Origin of the sequence: Paraburkholderia tropica (assembly GCF_914484835.1) — a bacterium.
GTDB classification, from domain to species: domain Bacteria; phylum Pseudomonadota; class Gammaproteobacteria; order Burkholderiales; family Burkholderiaceae; genus Paraburkholderia; species Paraburkholderia tropica_A.
On record NZ_CAJZAR010000040.1, the window covers coordinates 27,747 to 39,851 of the forward strand.

Genomic DNA, 12,105 nt, shown 5'->3' on the forward strand with positions numbered 1-12,105 from the left:
CATGAAAAAGGGTGGCGATAAGCCACCCTTTTTTGTTTTTCGCGCGGTCTTCGCTGGATTGTCACGCGCCTGCGGCGTGGTGCCGCGGACCGCCTAGCGGCGCTTCAGATGCCGCGCCGCCATCTTCGCGAGCGCTTCCTGAAGCGGCGAGGGCGGCAGGTTCTCGCTGAGCGTGGCGAGCGCGGCGGCGCCCACGGGCGTCATGCGCGCCTGCTTGGGCTGCGGCGGCTCCTTCACGGCCTGCGGACGCACGCGGATGCGCACGCCGTCGATCGGCCAGCCGCGCGCCTGCAAATCGGCGACGAGGCGCGGCTCCAGATGGCGCAGGCGCGCCGCGAGCGCGTTGTGAGCGGCGAACAGCGCGAGCTTGCCCTCCTTGATGAAGCCGGGCTCCACGCTCGACGCGAGATAGTCGGGCAGCAGGGCGTTCAGATCGCGCTGGATCGCCGAGATCTGCTCGACGCCCGCGCGCAGCGGCGCGAACGCGTCGGTGCGGCTCAGCACTTCGGTGAGCAGCTGCGGTGCGCGCGGGCCGCCGGGCTTGCGCGAACCGCCGGCGGGACGTGCAGCGCCGGGGGCTCGCGGGGCGCCAGGCCTTGAAATCGGCGTGAAACGGCTCATGTGGCAGGAATGGGAGCGCGCGCGGGCTGCGCGGCGATGTCGTGATTGTAGCCTGACGTAGGCTGCGCGCTTTCCGTCCACGCGTCCCGTGGAGTGGCCGTTGCGCGTCGCGTGCCGCTGCAGGGGCCGCGTCAGCGCGGGCATGGCGCGCTGCACCGATCACGGCGCTGACACAGGCGGCGTCAAGGGTGCGTGCTAAAATGCCCGATTCGAATCCACCAATTTGGGCTTAAGCCGCCGAGGTCTTTCCGATCCGGGTGCGTGGCGCGAGTCGTATGCAAACCTGGCGCAATCCGGGCGCACACGAGCCGCGCAGGAATCCCGGCCGAAGCCGCGACGCAGACACCGATCCGATGACCACCGGTTTCTTACAGAAAATCTTTGGCAGCCGCAATCAGCGCCTGATCAAGCAATATCAGAAGACGGTCGCGGCGATCAACGCGCTCGAACCGACGATCGAGCAGTACACCGACGAGCAACTGCGCGCCAAGACCACCGAATTCCGCGAGCGCGTCGCCAAGGGCACGTCGCTCGACGACCTGCTGCCCGAAGCGTTCGCCGTCTGCCGTGAGGCCAGCAAGCGCGTGCTGAAGATGCGTCACTTCGACGTGCAGCTGATCGGCGGCATGGTGCTGCACTACGGCAAGATCGCCGAAATGCGCACGGGCGAGGGCAAGACGCTCGTCGCCACGCTGCCCGTGTACCTCAATGCGCTCTCGGGCCGCGGCGTGCACGTCGTCACGGTGAACGACTACCTGGCCCAGCGCGACGCCGAGTGGATGGCGCGCCTCTATAACTTCCTCGGTCTTTCCGTCGGCATCAATCTGTCGCAGATGGACCACGGCATGAAGCAGGAAGCCTACGGCGCCGACATCACCTACGGTACGAACAACGAGTTCGGCTTCGACTATCTGCGCGACAACATGGTCTACGAGACCGAGGCGCGCGTGCAGCGCGCGCTGAATTTCGCCGTGGTCGACGAAGTGGACTCGATCCTGATCGACGAAGCGCGTACGCCGCTCATCATCTCGGGCCAGGCCGAGGACCACACCGAACTCTACGTGCGCATGAACGCGCTGCCGCCGCTGCTCGAACGCCAGATCGGCGAAGAGAAGGCCGACGGCACGGGCGTCGAAAAGCCGGGCGATTACACGCTCGACGAAAAGGCGCGCCAGGTGTTCCTCACGGAATCGGGCCACGAAAAGGCCGAGCGCATGCTCGCCGAGTGGGGCCTGATCGGCCAGGGCGAAAGCCTCTACGCGCCGCAGAACATCACGCTGATGCACCACGTGTACGCCGCACTGCGCGCGCACACGCTGTTCTTCAAGGATCAGCATTACGTCGTGCAGAACGGCGAAGTCGTGATCGTCGACGAATTCACGGGCCGTCTGATGGCCGGCCGCCGCTGGTCGGATGGCTTGCATCAGGCCGTGGAAGCGAAGGAACACGTCAAGATCCAGAGCGAGAACCAGACGCTCGCGTCGATCACGTTCCAGAACTACTTCCGCATGTACGCCAAGCTCTCGGGCATGACGGGTACGGCGGACACGGAAGCGTACGAATTCAACGAGATCTACGGTCTCGAAACGGTCGTGGTCCCGACCAACCGCGTGCCGAAGCGGATCGACAAGCAGGATCAGATCTACAAGACGGCCAAGGAGCGCTACGACGCCGTGATTCGCGACATCCGCGAATGCTTCGAGCGGGGTCAGCCGGTGCTGGTCGGCACGACGTCGATCGAAAACTCGGAACTGCTCTCGCATCTGCTCACGCAGGCGGGTCTGCCGCACGACGTGCTCAACGCGAAGCAGCACGGCCGTGAAGCCGCGATCGTCGCCGAAGCCGGCCGTCCGAAGCGCATCACCATCGCCACCAACATGGCGGGCCGCGGTACCGACATCGTGCTGGGCGGCAACGCCGAAAAGCAGGCCGCGTTCATCGAGGCCGACGAGGCGATTCCGGCCGACGAAAAGGCGCGCCGCATCCAGCAGCTGCACGACGAATGGCAGACGCTGCACGATCAGGTGAAGGCCGCGGGCGGTCTGCACATCATCGGCACCGAGCGTCACGAGTCGCGCCGTATCGACAACCAGCTGCGCGGCCGTGCGGGCCGTCAGGGCGATCCGGGTTCGTCGCGCTTCTATCTGTCGCTCGAAGACCCGCTGCTGCGCATTTTCGCGGGCGACCGCGTGCGCTCGATCATGGATCGCCTGAAGATGCCGGAAGGCGAGGCGATCGAGGCGGGCATCGTCACGCGTTCGATCGAGTCGGCGCAGCGCAAGGTCGAAGCGCGTAACTTCGACATCCGCAAGCAGCTGCTCGAATACGACGACGTCTCGAACGACCAGCGCAAGGTGATCTACCAGCAGCGCAACGAACTGCTCGAAGCGCACGACATCACCGAAACCATCGGCGCGATGCGTCATGGCGTGATCACCGAGATCGTGCGCCAGTTCGTGCCGGCGGGCAGCATCGAAGAACAGTGGGACGTGCCCGAACTCGAGGAAGTGCTGCGCAACGAATGGCAGCTCGACCTCGCGATCCAGGAAATGATCAACGAGTCGTCGTCGATCGACGCGGACGAGATTCTCGAAGCCGTGCTCGCCGCCGCCGACGAAGCGTACGAGCAGAAGGTCGCGCTCGTGGGCCGCGAATCGTTCAGCGGGTTCGAGCGCTCGGTCATGCTGCAGACGCTCGACCGTAGCTGGCGCGAACACCTCGCGGCGCTCGACCATCTGCGTCAGGGCATCCATCTGCGCGGCTATGCGCAGAAGAACCCGAAGCAGGAATACAAGCGCGAAGCGTTCGAACTGTTCGCCGCGATGCTCGACGCCGTAAAGACGGAAGTCACGCGCATCGTCATGAACGTGCAGATCCAGTCGCAGGAGCAGCTCGAAGACGCCGCCGAGCAGATGGAAGAACAGGGCGGTCATCTCGAGAACGTCGAGTTCCGTCATGCCGAGTTCGCGGAAGCGGGCGAAGGCGTGCCGGCGGCCGCTCCGGTCGCGGCGGACGCCGCCGCGGCGATGGTCGGCGCGGCCATGAGCCACGAAGCGCTCGGCGCCGACGGCGTGCCGAAGGTCGGCCGCAACGACCCGTGCCCGTGCGGCAGCGGCAAGAAGTACAAGCAGTGCCACGGCAAGATCGCGTGATGCGGCGTGGCGCAACCGTCGCGCTAGATGCACGACGCTCGCGCCGCCTGCTTCACGACGTGCTTGCGCGTTGATTCCGGTGGCCCGCTCATCAAGGCGGGCCTTGCGTTATGAATCCTCGATGCCGGCCCGGCCTTCAGACGCCGGGGCCGGCATTGCCTTTTCGACAGGTCGCCCTCATGGCTGTCAATTTCCCCTCGATCGATCCTGCCCAACTTCATCCGGTCGCCGGCGTGACGCTCGGCTGGGCCGAAGCGCATATCCGCAAGCCCAACCGCAAGGACTTGCTGGTGATTTCCGTCGATGAAAGCGCGAGCGTTGCGGGCGTGTTCACGCTCAACCGCTTCTGCGCCGCGCCGGTCACGGTGTGCCGCGAGCATCTCGCGAACGTGCGCGCGGGCGGCAAGGGGATCCGCGCGCTCGTGATCAACACGGGCAACGCGAACGCGGGCACGGGCGAGCCGGGCATGGCGAACACGCGCGAAACCTGCGACGCGCTTGCGAAGCTGGCGGGCATCGAACCGTCGCAGGTGCTGCCGTTCTCGACGGGCGTGATTCTCGAACCGCTGCCGATCGATCGCCTCGTCGCCGGTCTGCCGGCCGCGCTGGCGAACCGCAAGGCCGACAACTGGTACGACGCCGCGCAGGCGATCATGACCACGGACACGCTGCCGAAGGCCGTGTCGCGCAAGATCGACGTCGACGGCCACACGATCACGTTCACGGGCATCAGCAAGGGCGCGGGCATGATCAAGCCGAACATGGCGACCATGCTCGGCTTCCTCGCGTTCGACGCGAACGTCGCGCAGCCGGTGCTCGACGAACTCGTGAAGCACGTGGCCGACCGCTCGTTCAACTGCGTCACGATCGACGGCGACACCTCGACCAACGACTCGTTCATCCTGATCGCCTCGGGCAAATCGAGCCTGCCCGCGATCACGTCGACGGATTCGCCCGCGTACGCCGCGCTGCGCGACGCCGTCACGGAAGTGGCGCAGACGCTCTCGCAACTGATCGTGCGCGATGGCGAAGGCGCGACCAAGTTCATGACGATCCAGGTGGAAGGCGGCAAGGACGTCGCCGAATGCCGCCAGATCGCCTACGCGATCGGCCACTCGCCGCTCGTGAAGACGGCGTTCTACGCCTCGGACCCCAACCTCGGCCGTATCCTGGCCGCGATCGGCTACGCGGGCGTGACGGATCTCGACGTCGGCAAGATCGACCTGTATCTCGACGACGTGCTCGTCGCGAAGGCCGGCGGCCGCAATCCTGAATACAAGGAAGAAGACGGCCAGCGCGTCATGAAGAAGAGTGAGATCCTGATCCGCGTGGTGCTCGGCCGCGGTAACGCCGAAGCCACGGTCTGGACCTGCGATCTCTCGCACGACTACGTGAGCATCAACGCCGATTACCGTTCTTAATCCGTTCCTGATCTTTCTAAGCAAGACGCAATGGACAAGCTCGAACAGTTTCTGACCCGCGCCGAAGCACTGCTCGGCCGCCTCGAATCCGTGCTGCCGCCGGCGACGCCCGAAGTCGACTGGAACTCGGCGATCGCGTTCCGCTGGCGCAAGCGCCAGGGCCGCGGCTTCCTGCAAGCGGTCCCGGCGATCTCGACGATCGCGCTCGACGACCTGCAGAACATCGACCGCCAGAAGGACCTCATCGACCGCAACACGCGCCAGTTCGTGCAGAAGAAGCCCGCGAACAACGTGCTGCTGACGGGCGCGCGCGGCACCGGCAAGTCGTCGCTGATCAAGGCCTGCCTGAACGCCTACGCGCACGACGGCCTGCGCCTGATCGAAGTCGACAAGGACGATCTGCACGATCTCGGCGATATCGTCGATCTGATTTCGACGCGTCCCGAACGCTTCATCGTGTTCTGCGACGATCTCTCGTTCGAGGACGGCGAGTCGGGCTACAAGGCGCTCAAGGTGGCGCTCGACGGCTCGGTGGCCGCGCAGTCGGACAACGTGCTGATCTACGCGACCTCGAACCGCCGCCATCTGCTGCCCGAGTACATGAGCGACAACGAGTCCTACAAGCACATGCCCGACGGTGAGATTCATCCGGGCGAAGTGGTGGAAGAGAAGATCTCGCTGTCGGAACGTTTCGGCCTGTGGGTCAGCTTCTATCCGTTCAAGCAGGACGACTATCTGACGATCGTCGGCCACTGGCTGCGTCACTTCGAATGCAGCGACGCCGAAGTGGAATCGGCGCGCGGCGACGCGCTCGTCTGGGCGCTGGAGCGCGGTTCGCGCTCGGGCCGCGTGGCGTGGCAATTCGCGCGCGACTGGTCGGGCAAGAAGGCGCAAGAGGCATGAGCGAGCAAGGCAAGGATGGCGCGAGCGGCGCGAACAATAATCCGCAGGCGCGCCCCGTCACCGAGGTGGCCGTGGGCGTGCTGGTGCAGCCGGACGGGCGCTATTTGCTCGCGCAGCGTCCCGAGGGCAAGCCTTATGCGGGCTACTGGGAATTTCCCGGCGGCAAGCTGGAACAGGGCGAGTCGGTCGAGGCCGCGCTCGCGCGCGAACTGCACGAAGAACTGGGCATCGACGTGAAGGCTTGCCATCGCTGGCATACGCTCGAACACGATTATCCGCATGCCTACGTGCGGCTCTACTTCTGCAAGGTCACCGAGTGGACCGGCGAGCCGCATGGCCGCGAGGGCCAAGCGTTCGTCTGGCAGTCGCTGCCGGCCAGCGTCGAGCCGCTGCTGCCGGCGACCATTCCCGTGCTGGAGTGGCTCGCGGCGGAGTAAGCGCGACGCTGTAAAGACAAAAGCCGCGGTGCGATGAGCACAGCGGCTTTTTTCATTGGGGCGCGGATCGCCTGGATCTGGCGGCGCGCTTACTGACGCGTATCCGTGGGCGGCGCTTCGTCGTCCGGCGGCGTGTCTTCCTCGTTGCCGCCGATCCGGTACTTTTCGGCGGCCCAGGCGCCCAGATCCATCTGCTTGCAGCGTTCGGAGCAGAAAGGGCGGAAGCGGTTTTCGGGAACCCAGCGGACATCCTTGCCGCAGGTCGGACATTTCACGACAGTGGTCATTCGGTCGAACGTTCAGTAGCTGTGCGCCGCCGACGGGCGGCGCGGTTGGCAAGGTGTGGCAGGCGCCGTGGCCGTGCTCAGCGTGCTTATAGACTGCAGAGCGTGAGCTGGAACGGCACGTCCTGATCGACGGCGCGCGGACGCAGATCGCCGTCCTGCACCGTGAAGCGCACCCACAGCATGTACTTGTTGGCGCTCGCTTCGGGGATCACGCGCAAATCCGGTGCCACGCGCACCTGCATCAGCTGATACGTACGGCCCGAGAGCATCTGCTGGTAGCTGCCCTGCATGGCCATGACTTTCGACGCCTGGCCCGACTCGCGCGCGAGACGCAGCACAATGCCCGCGGCGTCGCGCAGCGGCAGCAGCGGCGTGACCCATTTGGCGATATCCTGGCGGCGCTGGTCGGCGTGCAGTTGTTGCCACGCGTAATACGACGGCAGGTCGAATTTGCAGGTGCCGCCCGGAATGATCGCGCGGCTGCGAATGCTCGTGAGCCATTCGTTGTCCGCGAGATGCTGGCCGGTCTTGCCCTGCATCTGCGTGAGACCCGCGAGCGTCTGCTCGATTTCGCCGAGGACGGTTTCGAGCGCGTTCTGTTCGATGCCGGGATTGCCGCGGAACGGAGCGAGCGTCTGACGCTGTCTCTCGAGTTCTTTCATCAGGTCCGACTTGAGGTCGGCACGGCCTGCGACTTCCGCGATTTCGAACAGCGTCGTGAGCGCGACGTGATGTTCCCTCGGGTCTTCCTGGGTCAGGAAAAACGTGAAGCGCTCGAACAGGTCCTCAAGGCGCAGCAGCGTCCGGATTCGCTCGTTGAAGGGATACTCGTAAAGAATCAAGCGCGCTCGCCTCGGACGTGGTCGGTGTGAAGGATTGCAGGACATTCTAATGCTGTGGGACTACTGTCGCAATCGCACACGGCCCGCGATTGCGTGAGACCCTACTCCAGCTGTGTGTCGCGCCGCGATGTGGCGCGCAATCCGGCCATTTTCAGGCCCTGATCGCGCGCGGCGAACGCAGCATGGCGCGTGGTTGCAGCATGCGTTCGCGCCGCGTCCGTCTGCTAACGCGCAGTGTTTTGCGCGCCCGCAAGCGCGAGATAGCGCCGATGCAGTATTTCGACGTCCTGCGCGAGCGTGTCGAGCGTGGCGCCGTCGTTGACGATCACATCGTCGGCGGCCGCGAGGCGCGCATCGCGCGTGGCCTGGCGCGCGATGATCGCTTCCACCTGCTCGCGGCTGAAGCCGTTGCGGCGCATCACACGCCCGATCTGCGTTTGCACGCTGCAATCGACGACGAGCACGCGCGCAACGCGCGACTTCCACGCGCCTGACTCGACGAGCAGCGGCACGACCACGATCACATACGGCCCGTTCGCCTCGCGCGTTTCGCGCTCCGTTTCCGTGCGGATCAGCGGATGCGTGATGGCCTCGAGCCGCTTGCGCGCGGCTTCGTCGCTGAACACGAGTGCGCGCATGCGGGCGCGATCCATCGAGCCGTCGGCGGCGACGAATTCGGGGCCGAATTGCGCGGCGATCGGCGCCATCGCCAGGCCGCCGGGCGCGGTGATGCGATGCGCGATCACGTCCGTATCGACGAGCGGCACGCCGCGCGCCGCGAACAGGTCGGCAACCGTGGACTTGCCGCTGCCGATGCCGCCCGTGAGACCCAGCGTGAAAGGATCAATCGTTGCAGTCATCGATCAGGTCCCCCAGGCGAAGGCGGCGAACGCCGCATAGAGCGGCGTGCCCGCGAACAGCGTGATGAGCGCGCCCGCGGCGAGATAAGGTCCGAACGGCAGCGGTTCTTCGAAACGCATGCGCCCGCTCGACGTTGCAACGAGACCGACGACAGCGCCCGCCACCGCCGCGATCACGACGATCTGCGGCAGCGCGCTCCAGCCGAGCCACGCGCCGAGCGCCGCGAGCAGCTTGAAGTCGCCGTGTCCCATGCCTTCGACGCCACGCAGCAGTTTGAACAGCCAGTAGACGCACCAGAGCGCGACGTAGCCGGCCACCGCGCCGATCACGGCCGCGTGCAGATCGGTGAACGTTTCCGCGAGATTGACGAGCAGCCCGGCCCAGACGAGCGGAAGCGTGAGCGCGTCGGGCAGCAACTGATGTTCCAGGTCGATGGCGCTCATGGCGATCAGCGCCGCGCACAGCACGAACGCCGCAAGCGCCTTGCCCGTGGGACCGAACGCGAGCAGCGCGGCGACGGCGCACGCGGCGCTGGCGATCTCGATGGCCGGATAGCGGGCGCTCACCCGCGCATGACAGTGCGAGCAGCGGCCGCGTAGCGCGAGCCAGCTGACGAGCGGAATGTTCTCCCACGCGCGCAGGACGTGGCCGCAATGCGGGCACGCGCTGCGCGGCAGCCAGAGGTTGTAGCGTGCGGGCAGGCCGTCGTCGGCGAACAGTTCGGCGGATGTGTCGGCGGATGTCTCGGTGGACGTTGCAGCGTGGCCGAGCGCGTCGGCGGCATCGGCGCGCCATGCGCGTTCGAGCATGATCGGCAGACGATGGATCACGACGTTCAGGAAGCTGCCGACGACGAGGCCGATGACGATCGCGAAGCCCATCAGCACGCCTTGCGGCAAGAGCGCGAGGGCGGCGGTGAAGGGCAGCGCGGACGAAGCCGCATCGGCGGATGCAAGGGAGACGGGCATGAGTGGGGGAACCGTAATCTGGCAGCGATGCTACACCACGTTGCCCAGTTGAATGATGGGAAGATACATCGCGACCACGAGGCCGCCGACCAGCGCGCCGAGCACGACGATGACGAGCGGTTCGCACAGGCTCGCGACGAGCGCGATTCTTTCGTCCACCTGACGGTCGGCGAGCGCGGCGACGTCGAGCAGCATGGCGTCGAGCGCGCCCGATTCTTCGGCGACCGCGACCGGCTGAATCACGTCGAGCGGAAAGCAGCCCGTTGCGCGCATCGAGGCGGCGAGCCGTTCGCCGTGCCGCAGACGTGCGCTGATGCCCGCGCTCGCACGGTCGAAGAAGGCGTTGCCGCTCGCGTGCGTGAGCGAGTCGAAGGCGTCGGCGAGCGGCGTGCCGGCGGCGAGCAAGGTGCCGAGCGCGCGGCTCCAGCGCGCCGCGCACAAGGTAGTGAGCAGCGCGCCGACGAACGGCATACCGAGCACGATGCGCCCGAACGCGAGACGCGCGGCTTCGGAGCGCCGCAACAGCGTGTGCGTGCCAAACGCGCCTGCGCATGCACACGCGGCGGCGGGCACGCTCCAGCGCGCGGCGGCGGCCGAGAGCATCAGCACGAACTGCGTGGGCGCGGGCAGCGCGGCGCCGAAGCCGTCGAAGATCTGCTTGAACGTCGGCACGACCCAGATCAGCAGCGCGGCGGTGATGGCGACCGCGAACAGCAGCACGGCGACGGGATAGGTCAGCGCGGCGCGCACTTTCGCGCGCTGTGCCGCGCCGCGCTCGCGGTCGTCGGCGATGCGCGCGAGCACGGCGGCGAGCGCGCCCGACGCCTCACCCACGGCGACGAGCTGGCAATACAGTTGGCCGAAACGCGACGGATGCCGCGCAAGCGAATCGGCGAAACGCGTGCCCGCGAGAATGTCGCGCGCGAGCGCGGCGGCGATGCGCGGCATGCCGTGCGGTCCCGGCGATTGCGCGAGCAGGTCGAGCGAGCCTGCAAGCGGCAGGCCCGCGCGCAGCAGACTCGCGAGTTGACGCGTGAAGCGCGTGACGTCGGCGTGATTCGCGCGCGGCTTCGGTGCGGGACCGCGCCGCACGATGGCGGTCGCGGCGATGCGTTCGTGCTTGAGCTTGAGACGCACGGCGGCGGCATCGAATGCGATCAACGAGCCGCGCCGAGGCGATCCGTGTGCGTCGAGGCCGCGCCATGCGAAGCGCGAGTCGGCCGCAGGCGCAGGGACGTGGCGGGCATTCATGGCGTATCCGTCGCGGCCAGGGCTTCGGCGAGACTCGTGGTGCCGTCGCGCACGCGTGCGAGCGCGGCGTCGCGCAACGTGGCGACGCCTTCGGCGCGCGCCTGACGTGCAATGTCGTGCGCGCTGCGCTTCGCCACGATCATCTCGCGCATGGCCGCGCTCACCGGCATGACTTCGTGAATGCCCACGCGCCCGCGATAACCGATGCCGTGACACGCCTCGCAACCGCGCGCCACGAATACCGACGAACTCAAGGGAGAATTCGATGCGCGCGCATCGTCTTCGAGACCGGCCGCGCGCAACGCCGCTGCGGACTCGTCCGATGGCACGCGGCACTGCGGACACAGCCGCCGCACGAGCCGCTGCGCCGTGACGAGCCGCAGCGCGGCGGCGAGGTTGTATGGTTCCACGCCGATGTCGATGAGCCGTGCGGCGGCGGCGGGCGCGTCGTTCGTATGCAGCGTGGAGAGTACGAGGTGGCCGGTCTGCGCCGCTTTCACCGCGACGCTGGCGGTCTCCTCGTCGCGGATCTCGCCGATCATGATCACGTCCGGGTCTTGCCGCAGCAGCGCGCGCAGCGCAAGCGCGAAGGTCAGTCCGGCTTTCTCGCGCACGTTGACCTGATTGATGCCCGCGAGCTGGATCTCGGCGGGATCTTCCACGGAGCACAGATTGCGCGAAGCGTCGTTGAGCCGTTGCAGAAAGCAGTAGAGCGACAGCGTCTTGCCGCTGCCCGTGGGGCCGGTCACCAGCACGAGTCCATGCGGTGCGGCGATGGCCGCGCCAAGTGTGCGCTGCTGCGCCTCGTCGAGACCGAGCGCGGCGAGCGAGAGATCGGCGGGCAGCGCTTCGAGCCGCCGCAGCACCAGCTTTTCTCCGTGGAGCGTAGGCAGCGAATTCACGCGATAGTCCTCGGCGGACGCGTGCTGTGCGAGCGGTGCAAGCCTGAGCCTGCCATCCTGGGGAATGCGCCGCTCGGCGATGTCCATGCGCGCGAGCACTTTCACGCGCGTGATGAACGCGTCGCGCAGATGCGCGGGCGGCCTGGCGATGTCGTGCAGGACGCCGTCGATGCGCACGCGAATGCGCCAGCCCTGTTCGAGCGGCTCGACGTGCAGATCGGAGGCGTTGCGCCGCGCGGCTTCGCGCAGCGTGTCGGCGAGCAGGCGTACGGCGGGCGCGTCGTCGAGCGCGGCGGCGGGAGACGGCGTGTTCAGCGATGCACGCGCGCCGCCGCCGCCGCTGTTGCTGCTGGATAAGCCTTCGGCGGCCAGTGCGTGCGAACGATCAGGAATGGAAAACATCGAGAACCGGCCCGAAGCCGCCGTGAGTGTGACGGCTTCATGATCGGCTGGCGCGACC

At 66.9% G+C, this 12,105-nt stretch carries 11 protein-coding genes; 4 read left to right on the forward strand and 7 right to left on the reverse strand.

Translation table 11 applies throughout. From position 1 onward, the window contains the following. Nucleotides 1-93 precede the first annotated feature (93 nt). A complete protein-coding gene (locus LDO54_RS11080) occupies nt 94-621 on the reverse strand; it encodes a DciA family protein (RefSeq protein ID WP_224010177.1) in 528 nt (175 codons plus the stop codon). 353 nt (nt 622-974) lie between these two features. On the opposite strand from LDO54_RS11080, the gene secA reads away from it, so the two are divergent. The 4 genes from secA to LDO54_RS11100 all read left to right on the forward strand — a co-directional run bounded on the left by secA (nt 975) and on the right by LDO54_RS11100 (nt 6,534). Beyond that, nucleotides 975-3,773 (forward strand): preprotein translocase subunit SecA, encoded by a 2,799-nt coding sequence (gene secA / locus LDO54_RS11085; RefSeq protein WP_224010179.1) that lies wholly within the window; start codon nt 975-977, stop codon nt 3,771-3,773. Nucleotides 3,774-3,952: 179 nt separating this feature from the next. Continuing rightward, entirely contained in the window at nt 3,953-5,194 is a 1,242-nt protein-coding gene (argJ, locus tag LDO54_RS11090) for a bifunctional glutamate N-acetyltransferase/amino-acid acetyltransferase ArgJ (RefSeq protein ID WP_224010181.1), read from the forward strand. A 30-nt stretch (nt 5,195-5,224) separates the two neighbouring features. After that, the gene (locus tag LDO54_RS11095; RefSeq protein WP_224010183.1) at nt 5,225-6,097 is read left to right on the forward strand and encodes an ATP-binding protein; all 873 of its coding nucleotides are present in this window, start codon (nt 5,225-5,227) and stop codon (nt 6,095-6,097) included. Then, a complete protein-coding gene (locus LDO54_RS11100; RefSeq protein WP_224010185.1) occupies nt 6,094-6,534 on the forward strand; it encodes an NUDIX domain-containing protein in 441 nt (146 codons plus the stop codon). The genes LDO54_RS11095 and LDO54_RS11100 overlap by 4 nt, the downstream gene beginning before the upstream one ends. Before the next feature lie 89 nt (nt 6,535-6,623). On the opposite strand, the gene LDO54_RS11105 is transcribed toward LDO54_RS11100, so the two are convergent. From LDO54_RS11105 to LDO54_RS11130, 6 genes are all read right to left on the reverse strand, one after another. Beyond that, entirely contained in the window at nt 6,624-6,821 is a 198-nt protein-coding gene (locus tag LDO54_RS11105) for a DNA gyrase inhibitor YacG (RefSeq protein ID WP_027817984.1), read from the reverse strand. Nucleotides 6,822-6,907: 86 nt separating this feature from the next. Next, entirely contained in the window at nt 6,908-7,663 is a 756-nt protein-coding gene (gene zapD / locus LDO54_RS11110; RefSeq protein WP_224010187.1) for a cell division protein ZapD, read from the reverse strand. Between the two features lie 224 nt (nt 7,664-7,887). Next, nucleotides 7,888-8,523, reverse strand: coding sequence for a dephospho-CoA kinase (gene coaE, locus LDO54_RS11115; RefSeq protein ID WP_224010189.1), 636 nt, complete (start codon nt 8,521-8,523; stop codon nt 7,888-7,890). Between the two features lie 3 nt (nt 8,524-8,526). After that, entirely contained in the window at nt 8,527-9,492 is a 966-nt protein-coding gene (locus tag LDO54_RS11120; protein WP_224010191.1) for a prepilin peptidase, read from the reverse strand. 30 nt (nt 9,493-9,522) lie between these two features. Next, nucleotides 9,523-10,743, reverse strand: a complete 1,221-nt coding sequence (locus LDO54_RS11125) for a type II secretion system F family protein (RefSeq protein WP_224010193.1) — start codon at nt 10,741-10,743, stop codon at nt 9,523-9,525. Continuing rightward, the gene (locus LDO54_RS11130) at nt 10,740-12,047 is read right to left on the reverse strand and encodes a GspE/PulE family protein (protein WP_224010194.1); all 1,308 of its coding nucleotides are present in this window, start codon (nt 12,045-12,047) and stop codon (nt 10,740-10,742) included. Before LDO54_RS11130 ends, LDO54_RS11125 begins: the two co-directional genes overlap by 4 nt. Between the last annotated feature and the right edge of the window lie 58 nt (nt 12,048-12,105).